Annotated in this window: 11 protein-coding genes; 6 read left to right on the top strand and 5 right to left on the bottom strand. The window is 61.9% G+C overall.

What is annotated here, in order from left to right:
* Positions 1-43 precede the first annotated feature (43 nt).
* A complete protein-coding gene (locus H621_RS0103065) occupies positions 44-4,966 on the bottom strand; it encodes an NEL-type E3 ubiquitin ligase domain-containing protein (protein ID WP_028941941.1) in 4,923 nt (1,640 codons plus the stop codon).
* A gap of 72 nt (positions 4,967-5,038) precedes the next feature.
* The gene (gene sohB / locus H621_RS0103060; protein WP_028941940.1) at positions 5,039-6,055 is read right to left on the bottom strand and encodes a protease SohB; all 1,017 of its coding nucleotides are present in this window, start codon (positions 6,053-6,055) and stop codon (positions 5,039-5,041) included.
* 196 nt (positions 6,056-6,251) lie between these two features.
* On the opposite strand from sohB, the gene H621_RS0103055 reads away from it, so the two are divergent.
* The 5 genes from H621_RS0103055 (at position 6,252) to H621_RS0103035 (ending at position 10,334) form a co-directional block, all read left to right on the top strand.
* Complete coding sequence (locus H621_RS0103055; protein WP_028941939.1) at positions 6,252-6,962, top strand: histidine phosphatase family protein; 711 nt, start codon at positions 6,252-6,254, stop codon at positions 6,960-6,962.
* Between the two features lie 56 nt (positions 6,963-7,018).
* Entirely contained in the window at positions 7,019-7,336 is a 318-nt protein-coding gene (locus tag H621_RS0103050) for an SCP2 sterol-binding domain-containing protein (RefSeq protein ID WP_028941938.1), read from the top strand.
* A gap of 195 nt (positions 7,337-7,531) precedes the next feature.
* Positions 7,532-8,599 (top strand): phosphotransferase family protein, encoded by a 1,068-nt coding sequence (locus H621_RS0103045; RefSeq protein WP_028941937.1) that lies wholly within the window; start codon positions 7,532-7,534, stop codon positions 8,597-8,599.
* A 22-nt stretch (positions 8,600-8,621) separates the two neighbouring features.
* Positions 8,622-9,389 carry an SDR family oxidoreductase gene (locus tag H621_RS0103040; protein ID WP_028941936.1) on the top strand — a complete coding sequence of 256 codons (768 nt, stop codon included), beginning with the start codon at positions 8,622-8,624 and terminating at the stop codon, positions 9,387-9,389.
* A 165-nt stretch (positions 9,390-9,554) separates the two neighbouring features.
* Positions 9,555-10,334, top strand: a complete 780-nt coding sequence (locus H621_RS0103035) for a TSUP family transporter (protein WP_028941935.1) — start codon at positions 9,555-9,557, stop codon at positions 10,332-10,334.
* Here H621_RS0103035 and nudC read toward each other — a convergent pair.
* Positions 10,302-11,132, bottom strand: coding sequence for an NAD(+) diphosphatase (gene nudC, locus H621_RS0103030; protein ID WP_028941934.1), 831 nt, complete (start codon positions 11,130-11,132; stop codon positions 10,302-10,304). The two genes, H621_RS0103035 and nudC, sit on opposite strands and share 33 nt — an antisense overlap.
* Positions 11,133-11,164: 32 nt before the next feature.
* Complete coding sequence (locus tag H621_RS0103025) at positions 11,165-11,977, bottom strand: crotonase/enoyl-CoA hydratase family protein (protein ID WP_028941933.1); 813 nt, start codon at positions 11,975-11,977, stop codon at positions 11,165-11,167.
* Positions 11,978-12,133: 156 nt separating this feature from the next.
* Between H621_RS0103025 and nhaB the strand changes: the two genes are divergently transcribed.
* Entirely contained in the window at positions 12,134-13,636 is a 1,503-nt protein-coding gene (nhaB, locus tag H621_RS0103020; protein WP_028941932.1) for a sodium/proton antiporter NhaB, read from the top strand.
* Positions 13,637-13,702: 66 nt separating this feature from the next.
* Here the strand turns inward: nhaB and H621_RS0103015 are convergent, their stop codons facing one another.
* Complete coding sequence (locus H621_RS0103015) at positions 13,703-15,499, bottom strand: glycoside hydrolase family 15 protein (RefSeq protein ID WP_028941931.1); 1,797 nt, start codon at positions 15,497-15,499, stop codon at positions 13,703-13,705.
* Between the last annotated feature and the right edge of the window lie 18 nt (positions 15,500-15,517).

Genomic DNA, 15,517 nt, shown 5'->3' with positions numbered 1-15,517 from the left:
CCCGTGCCATCCCTGGCGCGGGAGCCGTTTTGATTCCAGGCAACTACAAATGGGTAACCTGGCCTGGCAGGGTGTTCCAGATCGTTGCGGTCAGGTCCTCTACCAATCGCTGTTCTTCAGCGGCACGACGTTGTTGAATGGTTTCAATGTTTTCGAGGTAAACCTGGTCACTCATCCTTTCCTTGTCTTTGTCCAACGCTACGAGCCGGGAAAAATAGGGCCGGTTGGCCTCATCGAAACGTGCGCGATAGCGCGACTTGAGGAACTCCACCCAGAAATCCCGACTCACAATAGATGCCTTCAAGGCGTCGGCCGTCTCGCCTTCCAACACTTCGGTACCGGCAGCGTCCAGTAGTACCTGGCTGACTTCGGCCTTCCCCACATAGATCATGCGTCGCGGCTGCCCCGGAAGTTCGAGCCGCTCGGCCAATCCAATCCGGTAAGCCAGGCGAACTTCTACCTCGTCGACCGACCGACCCGCCTCACGCCGCACAGCGATCTCGCGCAAGGCAATTCGCTCGACAGCGTCCAGGCGACTCAATCCCCGCGCCAACTCCATCAGTGCATGTTCGGCGCCGACGACTGTCCCGCTCTCACGCGCTTCCTGTACCAGCGCCATCACTTCCAGCTGACTGAACACCAGGATCGTACCGTCGCCGCATGTATGCGGATGCGCCACAAGCTCGAACAACTCCTGGCGCAGGCGCGTGCTGTTGTTGGCAGCCGCGAGCACCTTCCACACTCGCTCGCGCAACACGGCATAGCCACGCTGAAAGTCGGCGGTGTTGCGCAGGTCGTCGAGCAACCGGAAGAAGTCGCCGCTGTCCGGCTCAGCAGCCAACGTACCCCAGTACTGGGTTATCTGCGCACGCTGACCGGCATCGACGCCGACCAGCCACCGAGAGGAAGCGTGCGCCGGCGAGGCATCGACGCGTACATGCCCTGCTCGCTGCCCCGTCCTAATCCCGAATGTCGTACCGGTGCGCTGACGATAGCTGCCCAGGCGGGCAAGGCTCTGGGCATCAAGCGGATTACCGCTCAAATTGGTCACCGCATTGACCCAGTCGAACCGGGCGGCCTGGGCCGAGGGCTCGAGGACATCCGCCGGAATACGGGCAATCTGGTTGTCGCGCAAATCCAGGACCAGTAACCGTTGCAACTCAAACACGCCTGCCGGCCAGTCGTGGATGCCTGTATTTCTCAACGTCAAGTTGAGTATCTGCGGTAAATGGGTGAGCGCTGGCGGTCTGCCCAGGGGGTTGTTTTCCAGTTGCAAAAACTTCAGGTTGGTCAGTCGATTGAGCACCGACTGAGACGCTTCATTGATGACAAGATTGTTGTTCTGAAGACTGAGTTTGGTCAGTTGTTGCAACTCACCCACCACCTCCCCCAGCCTGTGCAAGCGATTGCCGTTAAGACTCAGCCAGCGAAGGCTACTGAACGCCCGAAGGAAATCATCCGGTACGCTGCCCAAACCCATATTGGCAAGGTTCAAGTCGGCAACATGACTGAAGTCCGCCGATAAGCCCGGCAAGCTCCCCAAGCGTATGTCCCCCAGGTCCAGGCGATACCCAATACATCGACCATCGGCGCTGTGTACACGGATGGTCTCCCGACGCCACGCCTTCTTGATACGTTCGGCAACCCGGTACAAGTCAGCGGAACGCACCGTCCGGGCCCAGCCGTCGCCCGCATCGACGAGTTGGCGTCGATCGACCCAGCGGTCCAGGACCTCTACCAGATGTCGGTATTGCTCGTGGCGCTGCGTCAGTGCGGCAATCCGCTCGGCATCCGACGCCCCCAGCGCCTCCAGAAAGGGCCCGAGTTCATCATCACTCAACACGGGGTACAAGCTGCGCACCTGGCGCTTCAGGGCACTACTGAACCGAACACTCGCAGCGCCTCGGCCGCTGAGCGGGTACCCCACACGGCCATCAGCCAATCGCAGGGGCGTGCGCAACCAGGGCTGCACAGGTTGCTGACCAAGCACTGCCGAGGCGCGCAGCCGATCCCCCGCTGCAAGCCTGACCAATGCTGTGCGCAGGCGCTCATGATCGCTCAACTGCAGGCCCAGCGCCTGCCGCTCACTGTCCGGCAACGCCTTGAGCAGCGCGCTGGCCAGCGTATCATCGGTGGTCAATTCGTTACCCTGCGCATCGTAGGCACTGTATCCTGCGGGCCTGCACACCAAGGTCTTGGGCGTTCCGCTCGACTCGCCCACCTCGGCGATGAGCGTGCCATTGACGCTGCCGTCGTATACCCGCAGGTGAATCTTCCCACTCCAGCCTGGCAGACCTTCGAGCATCCGCACCGCCAGACAGTCGCTGTCAAGGCTCGATAGCTGCGGCCAATAGATGCCCTCAAAGGCGCGGTTGAGTCGGATCTGGCGCTGATAGAGACGCGCCTCTTCGGCCAAACGCAAAGGCAGGCGGGCATCGGCACCCTGCATTTTCTCAAACTCCAGCGGGGTGGCATGACTGACGAGCTCTTCGCAGACCTGGGTCGGTAACGTCGCAAAACTCCGTTGCAGCAAGCTCGCTTCAGCGCTGGCCGAGTTGCCCGACGCGGCAAAGATTCGCTTGAACAGTATCCTGCGGCCGTGCTCCGCCTGTTGCGCCATCAGCGTGCGCAACGTCTGCAATCGGTCGGCACGCTGTACATGGACACCAAGCAATTGGTTGATGGCCTGCTCATCAAAGTCCCGCAGTACTATTTCCGGCAGTCGATTGGCAACCAGTTCACTCATCGGCACCTTGAGGGGTTCAACTCCAGGCCAGCGCTCCTGGCCGTAGTGCGTCGACACGGGCGAAAACTCGGCGCCGTCGATGACCTCGATCGGTCGGCGAGGCCACCCTGGCATTTCGATCGCCAACAAGGCAGCACAATCCCGGCCAACCCCACCTGGCAGGCCATTGCGCACGTTGCCGATCCAGGTATCGAGCTGACGGTTCAGCTGTAGACGTTGCAAGGTATCGATCAACAGCGGCGGCATCGGTGCCTGGGCCACATGCACGGTTCGCAGCACATCGTCACTGATACCGCTGATGTCGGCGGCGATCATCAACTGCGTATCGTCCACCCCCTCCGCGAGAGGGCCTAAGCGGCGCATCAGCTGGGTGCGGCGCCAGGTCAGCGGCTGCTCGCCATGCGCCACCCATCCGCCTTGACCGTTGTGCCGAAGCAGTGGTTGATACGCCAGGGGATCATGGGGATGAACCATGCGCCACTCACCGTGAGCGTCATGAGTGACTTCGTGGGCGCGATTGTCGAGGCGTATGTAGTGTTTGTCGGCTATCTGGAAAAGCCCTTGCTCGTTACTTTCGTGACCGACCAGCGCGATATCACTGGCATACGGTGTCAGGTCCGGTTTCCATAGACGAACCTGACCATCTGGTCGTTTGACCTGGACCAGGCAGTCCACGAACTCATTCGACTCCAGCCTGGCAGCCGCACCACCGGCCATTCCCAGCCCGGCCACCAGCGCGATGTTCAGCCCCACCGACTGCAAATGCGCCCACACCTGATCCAGGTCGCCATCCTCCCAGGCTTGAGCCCCCTCGACCACCTCATTGACCAGTTGCGCAGCACCGACCACGGCCATCACTTCGCTCAGTCCCGGTACAAAGAAGGCCGCCGCATTGAGCACGTTGAACCCGATACCTTCCCAGTACGCCAGGCGAGCTTCACGGGCTTGCTCGTCTACGTCGGCGCTGGGTACGGCAAGGACTCTGGCGTCAGCCTTGAGTCGTTCCAGGTGGCGGTCTTGCAGGTAACCGAACAGCTCGGCGTCAATCGGCTCTTCACGTACCTGCAGGTTGCCGTGGGGATTGAGCTGGCGGACATAAACGCCGTTGGCTTGTTGCACCTGGTGGTACAGCACACTGTTGAGCTGGTCCAGCACATGGGACTCCCGGGCCTTGCCCGCATACTGGCGCAGCAACACCTGATAAGCCGGCGAACCCAGATTGATGTGCAAGTCCTGCAAGGCCGCGGATGCCGAGGGGTACTCCTTCAAGGGACACAAGGGCGCGCCAGGCATATACACCACAATCGGCTCAACCTGCTCACTGCGCTCCCGGTCAGCGCCCATCACCACCACTTCGGCCAACGGCGCACCGAACATTTCCATTCGCCAGCAACGCACCGGTTTGCCGTTGAAGTGCGCTGCGCGCTCCCCCTGCAACAGGCTGCTCAGCATCTGCCGGGCTTGCGCACTGATCGCCCCTTTCATGAAAGCGATCTGCATCTGAACCCGCAACTGGTCCTTGCGGGTGGCAATGGCCTGGGTACGTATCTGGGCGCGGGTTTCGGGGGCCTCGAACACCTGTTGCAGGTGCTGCTGGTACTGCCCACCCAGGTCCAACTCATGGCACAGGCGGGCGAACCGGCTGGGTTCAATGTCCAGCTTGCTCTGATAGCGATAGCCAAAGCGCGGATACGCTTGCTCGGTTGCCGGCAACAGCTCCATGAGCAGTGCATCCTTAGGCGCCAGGGCGCTGCCCTTTTCAAACTTGGTGTCCTCGGCAAAATTCTGCAGGGCGGCCTGCATCAGGCTCTGACGACGCGGAACGTTCTTGACGATGAAACCAAGCAGATGTGATTCGGGATGAAACTGGACGAATTCCACCGTGTCCACGTCTGGTGTGATACCCAGCTCATGGGTCAGGCGCGCTCGAAACAAGGGCTCGGCAAACTCGCCGATGCCCTTGAGCGGTTTGAGGGAGGTTGCCAGTGCCTGGGCCGAGGCGCGCCTGCGAGCCTGATAGTCGAGCAACGCCTGGCGCTCGCCTGGCAGGGCACTGCTGAACCAGTCGGCAGTGCCGGTCGAGGTGAATTGCTCGGCGACCTGGTGGTTGCGCAAGCGCTCAACGTCGTCTGGCGTGGCGTGCTTGAGCCAGTCGGGCAAGCGGCTTTGCAGGAAGGGGCCATTGAGGCCGGGGATGGATATCGAGCGAGGGGTTGGCATCGCGGTTTCTCCTTGGGCGAATGAGACCGAAAGGAGAACCGCTTTACCGACGCCAAAGGCGCTACATAATGCTTATCGCCAGCGACCGAGCTTGCTCCACAACCCCAGCAGGGTGTTTTCGATCGACCCGCTGGCCGCCAGCCCTACCCGCTCCTGCAGGCTTTTACGCTCGGCGAAGTGCAGGTGGTACAGGTTCGATTCCCGTGCCCGCTCGCCCAGGTATTCATCGCTGGTCTTGAGTTCGTCGACCAATTGCTTGTTCAGCGCCGCGACACCCAGCCAGACTTCGCCGGTAGCCACTTCGTCGATATGCAACTGCGGGCGATAACGCGAAACGAAGTCCTTGAACAACTGATGGGTCACATCCAGGTCTTCCTGGAACTTCTCCCGGCCCTTCTCGGTGTTCTCGCCGAACACGGTCACCGTGCGCTTGTATTCGCCAGCGGTGAACACCTCGAAGTCGACATCGTGCTTTTTCAGCAGGCGATTGACGTTGGGCAATTGGGCCACCACGCCGATCGACCCGAGGATGGCGAAAGGCGCACTGACGATTTTCTCGCCAATGCACGCCATCATGTAGCCACCGCTGGCAGCGACCTTGTCGATGCAGATGGTCAACGGTATGCCCGCCTGGCGAATACGCGCCAGTTGCGAAGCCGCCAGGCCATAGCTATGCACCATGCCACCGCCACTTTCCAGGCGCAGCACCACTTCATCGCGCGGGGTGGCCAGGGTCAGCAATGCGGTGATCTCATGGCGCAGGCTTTCAGTGGCCGATGCCTTTATGTCGCCATCGAAATCCAGGACGAACACCCGCGATTTATCCTCGGGCTTCTTCTTGAGTTGCTTCTCGGCCTTGGCCTGCTGCTTGCGCAGCGCCTTGAGCTGGGACTTGTCCAGCAGGCTGGACTCCAAGCGCTCGCGCAAGTCCTTGTAGAACTCGTTGAGCTTGCTGACCTGCAACTGCCCGCCCCCCTTGCGCCGGCCCTTGCCGCGCAACCCGGCAATCGCCGACAGGACAATCAGAATCGCGATCACCAGGGTCGCGGTCTTGGCGAGAAAGCTTGCGTACTCTGCAAGAAACTCCACAGTAACTCCTTAACATGCCTGCGCCCCTGTGGCGCGAACCGATAGTCAAGCATACCGACGCGGCGGCACTGCTGCCAATGTAGGAAATTTCCGGAAATGCAGTTCAAACGCTCTTTTCAAACGCTTGTATGTTTTTCCGTTGACAGCCTGTCGACGGCGCCCTAACCTCGGCTCATTCTTCTTGCAGGCAGACGACGTGGGCAGCATCTACCTGATTCGACATGGCCAGGCCTCCTTTGGTGCAGACGACTATGACGTTCTCTCGCCCATGGGCATCCGCCAGAGTGAAGCACTCGGCGAGCACCTTGCCCAGTTGGGGTTGCGCCTTGATCGCTGCCTGGCCGGCGACCTGCGTCGCCAGCAGGACACCGCTCGCCTGGCCCTGGCGGCCATGCACAATGCAGGTTGCGAGGTCCCGCTGCTGGAAACCGATACGGCCTTCAATGAGTTCGACGCCGACGATGTGATCCGCAGCCTGCTCCCGGGCCTGCTGCCCGAAGAGCCCGAGGCCTTGCATATCCTGCGCAACGGTGCGCAGAACCGTCGCGAATTCCAGCGCTTGTTCGCCCTGCTTATCCAACGCTGGCATGGCGGTGAACATCAAAGTGATTGCCTGGAGTCCTGGCAGGGTTTTGTCGAGCGGGTCGATGGCGGCCTTTCGCGCGTACTGCAGCAAGCGGACAGCAACGACAACATTGCAATCTTTACTTCAGGCGGCACCATTGCCGCCTTGCTTCACCGCGTAACCCGTATCACTGCCAGCCAGGCCTTCGAGCTCAACTGGCAGATCATCAACACCTCGCTCAGCCAACTGAGGTTTCGTGGCCGCGAGGTGGCCCTGGCCTCCTTCAACAGCCAGGCCCATGTGCAGCTGTTGAGGGTACCGGAACTCATCACCTACCGATGAACACCGGCGCGTTGTGACCTCGCCGGTCACGCCAATCACTTAATAAGGAACACACCATGAGCGATGTAGCAAAAGCCGTCGAAGCGATGAAAGCCAAATTCAACCCAGCTGCGGCTGCCGGCCTGGACCTGGTATTCGGTTTCAACATCACCGACGAAGACAAGCACTACGCCCTGATCGTCAAGGATGGCACCTGCGAAATCCAGGAAGGCGAAAACGCCGACGCCAACTGCACCCTGGTGCTGGACAGCGAAACCCTCAAGGGTATCGTCAGCGGCGACACCGACGGCATGCAGGCCTTCATGGGCGGCAAGCTGCGCGTTGAAGGCGACATGATGCTGTCGATGAAGCTCAGCGAGCTGTTCCCGGCCTGAGCCCTGCGCTGATGCCGAACAAAACCGAAGTCCTTGCGGCTTCGGTTTTTTTTCGTCTGGTGGTTTCAGGCCAGGCATCAGGAGCGTTGATCGACCTGCAACACGCTGGCCTATAAGACCCTGCAAGGCTTGTTCGGGCCCGACGCGAGAATTAGATTAGCCAATAATCTCTGGCTTCGATCATAAGGTAAAAGCATGACGCTCACTGATCAGTCCACCCAGGTCCGCCCCGGCGAAGAGCTCGACGCCGCCGTCATCGCCCCTTACCTGAAGGCGCACATCGACGGCCTTAGCGGAACGCCGACCATCAGCCAGTTTCCCGGCGGCGCCTCGAACCTGACCTACCTGGTGCAGTACCCCACGCGCGAGTTCGTCCTGCGGCGCCCGCCGTTCGGCCACAAGGCCAAGTCGGCCCATGACATGGGTCGCGAGTTCCGCATCCTCAACCAGCTAAACAGCGGCTTCCCCTACTGCCCCAAGGCCTACGTCCACTGCACCGACGAGTCGCTGATCGGTGGCGAGTTCTACGTGATGGACCGGGTCAAGGGCATCATCCTGCGCTCGGACCTGCCGCCCGAACTGGGGCTCGACGCCGAGCGCACCGAGGCACTGTGCAAGAGCTTCATCGACCGCCTGGTCGAGCTGCACCAGGTGGACTACAACGCCTGCGGCCTGGGCGACCTGGGCAAGCCCGAAGGCTATGTGCAGCGCCAGATCGAAGGCTGGAGCAGCCGCTACGAAAAGGCCCTGACCCCGGACGCGCCGCGCTGGGAAACGGTGATTGCCTGGCTGCGCGAAAAAATGCCGGCTGACCACCCCAAGCCTGCCATTGTTCACAACGATTACCGCTTCGACAACGTCATCCTCGATGCCGACAACCCCATGCGCATCATTGGCGTGCTCGACTGGGAGATGACCACCCTTGGCGACCCGCTGATGGACCTGGGCAACACCCTGGCCTACTGGATCGAAGCCAGCGACCCAGCGCCGATGCAGCTGATGCGCCGCCAGCCGAGCAACGCCCCGGGCATGCTCACCCGACAGCAGTTCGTCGACTACTATGCCCTGCGCGCCGGCATCCAGATCGACAACTACGACTTCTACTACACCTATGGCCTGTTCCGCCTGGCCGGGATCGTCCAGCAGATCTACTACCGCTTCTACCATGGCCAGACCCAGGACAAGCGCTTCGCCCAGTTCATCCACATGAACAAGCTGCTGGAGCACATGAGTCTGCAGGTCATCGCAACGTCCAGCCTCTGACGACTACAACAAGGAAAACACCATGTCCAAGACCCAACTGTTCGACCTAGACGGCAAGATCGCCTTCGTTTCCGGTGCCAGCCGCGGTATTGGCGAAGCCATCGCCCACCTGCTGGCCCAGCAAGGCGCCCATGTAATCGTCTCCAGTCGCAAGCTCGACGGCTGCCAGCAAGTGGCCGACGCGATCATCGCCGCCGGCGGCAAGGCCACGGCCATTGCCTGCCATATCGGTGAAATGGAGCAGATCAGCCAGGTCTTCGCCGGCATCCGTGAACAGTTCGGTCGCCTGGACATCCTGGTCAACAACGCGGCGACCAACCCACAGTTCTGCAACGTGCTGGACACCGACCTGGGCGCCTTCCAGAAGACCGTCGATGTGAACATCCGCGGCTACTTCTTCATGTCGGTCGAAGCCGGCAAACTGATGCGCGAAAATGGTGGCGGCAGCATCATTAACGTGGCCTCGATCAATGGTGTGTCGCCGGGGATCTTCCAGGGCATCTACTCGGTAACCAAGGCCGCGGTGATCAACATGACCAAGGTGTTTGCCAAGGAATGTGCGCAGTTCGGCATTCGTTGCAACGCCCTGCTGCCAGGCCTGACCGACACCAAGTTCGCCTCGGCGCTGGTCAAGAACGACGCGATCCTCAACACCGCGCTGCAGCAGATCCCCCTCAAGCGCGTGGCCGATCCCAAGGAAATGGCCGGTGCCGTGCTGTACCTGGCCAGCGATGCATCGAGCTACACCACGGGCGTGGCGTTGAATGTGGATGGTGGTTTCCTGTCCTGATAAAAGCCTTGCGGGGCAAGCCCGCTCCCGCAGGGCAAGACAGTTGCTCTCACTGTGGGAGCGGGCTTGCCCCGCGAAGAGGCCCTGACAGGCGGCCTCGATCTCCATTACCATATCGGCCGTCAGGCGCAGCTCCTTCTGCGCCCAGCCGATTAAGCTCATGCCATGCCCTTCGAACTCAGCGTAGACCTCACCACCCTCGCCATTCTCGCCGCTGTCGCCTTTGTTGCCGGATTCATCGATGCCATCGCCGGAGGCGGTGGCCTGCTGACCACCCCTGCCTTGCTGACCGCCGGGATGCCACCGCACCTGGTGTTGGGCACCAACAAGCTCAGCTCGACCTTTGGTTCGGCTACCGCCGGTTTCACCTATTACCGCCGCAAGTTGTTCCACCCCGCACAGTGGCGCCATGCCTTGGGCGGCACCTTTGTCGGCGCCCTGATCGGCGCGGTAGTCGCCCATTACCTGCCGGCCGAATGGCTGAACAAGATGCTGCCGGTGATCGTCTTCCTGTGTGGCGTCTACCTGCTGTTCGGTGGCACGCCCAAGGCGCCGCTGGACGCCGACGTGCCGGTCAAGAAGAAGTGGCAACTCCCCCAGGGCCTGACCCTGGGTTTCTACGATGGCGTGGCAGGTCCCGGCACCGGCGCTTTCTGGACCGTCAGCACGCTGCTGCTCTACCCCATCGACCTGGTCAAGGCCAGCGGTGTGGCGCGCAGCATGAACTTCGTCAGCAATGCCGCGGCACTGTCGGTGTTCATCTTTTCCGGTCAGGTCGACTGGCTGGTAGGGTTGTCGATGGGCTCGGCGCTGATGGTTGGCGCCTTCTTCGGCGCGCGTACCGCCATCAGCGGCGGCAGCAAGTTCATCCGCCCGGTGTTCATCACCGTGGTGCTGGCCCTGACCGTGCGCCTAGCGTGGCAGCACTGGTTCGGCCAGGCCTAAGCGACGGGCCACGTACAGGTCGATCAGGTACCGGGCAATCGAGCGCCCTGCCGGCAACGGCGGGAGCGCATCGACCCGGAACCACTGGGCGTCCTCGATCTCGTCCGGCTGCATGACGATCTCCCCGCCCGCGTATTCGGCATGAAAACCCAGCATCATCGAGTGCGGGAACGGCCAGCACTGGCTGCCGACGTACTGGATGTTCTGCACCTCGATCGCCACTTCCTCGCGCACCTCGCGCACCAGGCAATCCTCGGCTGATTCGCCTGGCTCGGCAAAGCCGGCCAGGGTGCTGTAGACGCCGGTGACGAAGCGTGGAGAACGGGCCAGGAGGATTTCGTCGCCACGGGTGATCAGCACGATCATGCTCGGCGAGATGCGCGGGTAACTGCGCAGGTCACAGGGCTCGCAGAACATCGCCCGCTCCCAGTGGATCTGCTGCATGGGCTGGCCACAGCTGCCACAAAACCGGTGTTCACGGGCCCAGGTGCCGATCTGCGCGGCGTAACCAAGAATCTTGTAGGTATCGAAGTCGCCTTCGAGCATGAACTGGCGCAAGCCGCGCCAGCGGCAACCGGCTACAGCCTGCGGATTGCGCAGTTCAAGCAGGAACACCGGCTGGCCATCGAAATGGCCGATGCCGTGCTCGAACAACACGTCCAGCCCCTGGCGCTTGAGCCAGTCGCGCGGGAACAGCGCGCCGTTGTCGTCAACCAGGAAGCCCTCGCGGCACCGGGCTACCGCCCAGCCGCCAGCGAGGTTTGTGTCCAGTACCGCGGTGGTCCAACGCACTGCCATGTTCCGGTTCCTTGCGCGGCCCGCCGCTGGTGTCAGTCGGCGAACTCGGGTTTCTGTTTGCTCATGTGGGCAGCCACGGCCACCCGCAGATCGGTGGATTGCAACATGGCGGCGTTCCAGGTGGCAATGTAGTCCAGGCCATCGTCGATACGGTGATCGCGCATATAGCTGATCATTTCTTTGGTGCCGGCCACGGCAATCGGGGATTTTCCCGCAATTTCGGCAGCAATGGCAAAGACTCCGTCGAGCAAGACGTCATGGTCATCGTAGACCCGATTCACCAGGCCGATACGCTGGGCCTCGTCGGCCTCGACATTGCGCCCGGTATAGGCCAGCTCGCGCATGATGCCGTCGCCGATGATCCGTGGCAGGCGCTGCAGGGTGCCAACGTCGGCGGCCATGCCCATGTCGATTTCCTTGATCGAGAACTGCGCGTCGCGGCTGCAGTAGCGCATGTCGCACGCCGAGACCAGGTCGATGGCGCCACCGATGCAGTAGCCGTGAATGGCCGCCAGGACCGGTTTGCGGCAGCTGTCCACAGCTGTGAACGAGGCCTGCATGCGTACAATGATCCGGCGCAGGGTCCGGGCGTTGCGCCCTACGTCCTTGCCCAGCTCGTTGGCCAGCGAGGCCAGCATCATCAGGTCGATACCGGCGGAGAAGTGTTTGCCCGCACCGCTGATCACCACCGCGCGCACCGCATCGGTCTCGTCGATCCACTTAAAGATGTCGACGATTTCGCTCCAGAACGGCGCGTTCATCGCGTTGTACTTTTCCGGGCGATTGATCTGCACGTGGGCGATATGGTTGTTCAGTTCGACCTTGAATGCCTGGTAGTCGGTCACAGCGCGCTCCTTGAGGGGGAAGGACAATCGCAGGACTATATCAAGGCCTCAAGGCCGGGCTAGACCGCGCTTGTGCCAAAACCGGGACTTTTACCTTGATCTTACGGCCTGTATCCGGCACCTTTCGCACCTGTTGAATTATTAGGATACATTTTCATGTCCCGCTCCCTGGCCGGCGCCCTGGCCCACAACTTCCTCGGGCAGTCGCCCCGCTGGTACAAGGCGACCCTTTGCCTGTTCCTGCTGCTCAATCCGATACTGCTGTTTACCCTCGGTCCGGTAGTCACTGGCTGGGTGCTGGTGATCCAGTTCATCTTCACCCTGGGGATGGCCCTCAAATGCTACCCGCTGATGCCTGGCGGCCTGTTGATGGTCGAAGCGTTGTTGCTGGGGATGACCACACCCCAGGCGCTGTATGACGAACTGCAGCACAACTTCCCGGTGATCCTGCTGTTGATGTTCATGGTCGCCGGGATCTACTTCATGAAGGACCTGCTGCTGTTCGTGTTCTCGCGCATCCTCCTGGGCGTGCGTTCCAAGGCGATGCTGGCCCTGCTGTTCTGTTTCCTCTCGGCCTTCCTCTCGGCCTTTCTCGATGCCCTGACCGTCACCGCAGTGATCATCAGCGCGGCTGTGGGCTTCTACTCGGTCTACCACCGGGTCGCGTCGGGGACCAACCCGCGTGAAGAGTCCGACCTGGACAGCGACCACGACATCGCCCAACTGCAGCGCGATGACCTGCAGCAGTTTCGCGCCTTCCTGCGCAGCCTGCTGATGCATGGCGCCGTGGGTACCGCCCTGGGCGGCGTCTGCACCTTGGTCGGCGAGCCACAGAACCTGTTGATCGGCCATGAGATGGGCTGGCACTTCGGCGATTTCTTCTTCAAGGTCGCCCCCGTGTCCATGCCAGTGCTGGCGGCGGGCCTGGTAACCTGTGTGCTGCTGGAAAAGCTGCGCTGGTTCGGTTACGGCACCCTGCTGCCGGACAACGTGCGCGACGTGCTGGCCGCCTATGCCGCCGAAGACGATGCCCAGCGCACCGCGCAACAACGGGTGGCGCTGCTGGTACAAGGCCTGGCGGCCTTGATCCTGATCGTCAGCCTGGGCCTGCACATTGCCGAAGTCGGCCTGATCGGCCTGCTGGTGATCGTGCTGATTACCGCCTTCACCGGCATCACCGATGAGCACCGCCTGGGGCGCGCGTTCCAGGACGCGATGCCGTTTACCGCACTGCTGGTGGTGTTCTTTGCCGTGGTGGCGGTGATTCACGACCAGCAGCTGTTCACGCCGCTGATCCAGTGGGTACTGGCACTGCCAACCGAACAACAGCCAGGCATGCTGTTCATTGCCAATGGCTTGCTGTCGGCGATCAGCGACAACGTGTTCGTAGCCACCATTTACATCACCGAGGTCAAGCAGGCGTTTCTCGACGGCCACATGAGCCGCGAGCACTTCGAGACCCTGGCGGTGGCAATCAACACCGGCACCAACCTGCCGAGCGTGGCCACGCCCAATGGCCAGGCTGCGTTCCTGTTCCTGTTGACCTCGGCCATTGCCCCGCTGATTCGCCTGTCGTACGGGCGCATGGTGTGGATGGCGCTGCCCTACACCGTGGTGATGGGTGGATTGGGCTGGTGGGCGGTGACGTACTGGCTGTAAACCTGATCGCGGGGCAAGCCCGCGCCCACCGACACTCGGTAGGTGCGGGCTTGCCCCGCGATCGCTTCACCCGCTTTGCGCCCGGTCCCGCGCCGGACACTGCGCCCGGTGCAGGTTCAACGCCGTATTGATGATCCCGATATGGCTGAAGGCCTGGGGAAAGTTGCCGAGCATGCGCCCGCTTAGCGGGTCGTACTGCTCGGCCAGCAGGCCGACATCGTTGCACAGCCCGCTCAGGCGTTCGTACAGGTTCTGGGCATCCTGGTCGCGGCCCAGTAGCACGTACACATCCGCCAGCCAGAACGAACACACCAGGAACGTCCCCTCCCCCGGCGTCAAGCCATCACAGCCGCTGTCGGTGTTGTAGCGCAGCAGCAGGCCATTGCGCAGTAACCGACGTTCGATCTGCTCAAGTGTGGCCAGAAAGCGCGGGTCGTCGGCCGGCAGGAAACCCGTCAGGGCAATCTGCAACAGGCTGGCATCCATCTCGGTCGAGCCGTAGGCCTGCACGAAGCAGCCCAATGCCGGGTCAATGCCCTGCTCACAGACTTCACGGTGAATCTTCGCCGCGACCTGCCGATAGTGCCGCGCCCGGGCCTGTCCTTCCTCGGTGGTGTCGCTCAGGCTCGCCGCGCGGTCAAAGGCCACCCAGGCCATCACCTTGGAGTGAGTGAAGTGCTGGCGACCACCGCGGACCTCCCAGATCCCCTCGTCGGGTTTGCGCCAGACCTTTTCCAGGTACGCCAGAATCACCCGCGAGATCGCCGCGCTGCGCGGATGCCGAGGCAGGCCCCCGCGTACCGCCTGGCAAAGGGCATCGGCCATTTCGCCATAGATGTCCAACTGGTGCTGCAGGGCGGCGGCGTTGCCAATGCGTACCGGCTGTGAGCCTTCGTAGCCGCTGAGCCAGGGCAGCTCAAACTCCTGCAAGCGACGCTCACCCGCCAGGCCGTACATGATCTGCATCTGCTCCGGGTTGCCCGCCACCGAGCGCAACAGCCACTCGCGCCAGGCCTGAGCCTCCTCGAAGTAGCCCAGGTTCATGAACGCCAGCAAAGTCATGGTTGCATCACGCAGCCAGCAATAGCGGTAGTCCCAATTGCGCTCACCGCCCAGGTGCTCGGGCAACGAGGTGGTCACCGCCGCAACGATGCCACCGGTGGGGGCATAGGTCATGGCCTTGAGGGTGATCAGCGAGCGTTTTACCAAGGCTGTCCAGGGACCGACATCAGGACAACGCCCAGCGAAAATCCGCCACTGCTCTGCCGTTTCTTCCAGGGCTTTTTCGACGGCAAACGGGGCCGGCAATGGCAAGTGGGAGGCTTGGTAGGTGAGGCTGAAGGCCAATTGCTGGCCCTGCTGGACACTGAAGCGACTGCCCACATGCTGGTCGTGGGAATGGGTCGCTACTTCACTGCGCAGTACCAGGCGATCCGGCCCCACTACCGCTGTCAGTACCAGGGGCTCGCTCTTTTCGACCCAAGGTACGCTGTTGCCGTAGTCGAAGCGCATGACCAGGTCCATCTCGAACGGCACGTGGCCTTCGAGCCCTTCGACCACGCGTACCACGCTGTTGTGATCGGCCAGGGGCATGCAGTCGATGACCCGGGCTCGACCACTGGCGGTGACGAAGGTGGTCTGCAGGATCAGCGTGTCCTCCAGGTACTCCCGGCTCACCTGCTCCACCGCCTCGCTGGGCGCCAGACGCCAACGGCCGTTTTCCTCCTCCCCGAGCAAGGCGGCAAATACCGCTGGTGAATCGAACCTGGGCAAGCACAGCCAGTCCAGTGAGCCATCGCGCCCCACCAGGGCAGCGCTGCGACAATTTCCAATCAATGCATAGTCTTCGATCAAGCCGGGCATCGGCCCTCCTCTTGCGTG

Source organism: Pseudomonas vranovensis DSM 16006 (assembly GCF_000425805.1).
Lineage (GTDB): Bacteria > Pseudomonadota > Gammaproteobacteria > Pseudomonadales > Pseudomonadaceae > Aquipseudomonas > Aquipseudomonas vranovensis.
The sequence above is the reverse complement of the archived record's forward strand: the minus strand, read 5'-3'. Positions and strand labels throughout refer to the sequence as shown.

Excerpts from the sequence above, each read along its gene's own strand:
- H621_RS0103065 (WP_028941941.1), bottom strand. The coding sequence starts at position 4,966 with ATGCCAACCCCTCGCTCGATATCCATCCCCGGCCTCAATGGCCCCTTC.
- H621_RS0103050 (WP_028941938.1), top strand. The coding sequence starts at position 7,019 with ATGAGCGATGTAGCAAAAGCCGTCGAAGCGATGAAAGCCAAATTCAAC.
- H621_RS0103045 (WP_028941937.1), top strand. The coding sequence starts at position 7,532 with ATGACGCTCACTGATCAGTCCACCCAGGTCCGCCCCGGCGAAGAGCTC.
- H621_RS0103040 (WP_028941936.1), top strand. The coding sequence starts at position 8,622 with ATGTCCAAGACCCAACTGTTCGACCTAGACGGCAAGATCGCCTTCGTT.
- H621_RS0103035 (WP_028941935.1), top strand. The coding sequence starts at position 9,555 with ATGCCCTTCGAACTCAGCGTAGACCTCACCACCCTCGCCATTCTCGCC.
- nudC (WP_028941934.1), bottom strand. The coding sequence starts at position 11,132 with ATGGCAGTGCGTTGGACCACCGCGGTACTGGACACAAACCTCGCTGGC.
- nhaB (WP_028941932.1), top strand. The coding sequence starts at position 12,134 with ATGTCCCGCTCCCTGGCCGGCGCCCTGGCCCACAACTTCCTCGGGCAG.
- H621_RS0103015 (WP_028941931.1), bottom strand. The coding sequence starts at position 15,499 with ATGCCCGGCTTGATCGAAGACTATGCATTGATTGGAAATTGTCGCAGC.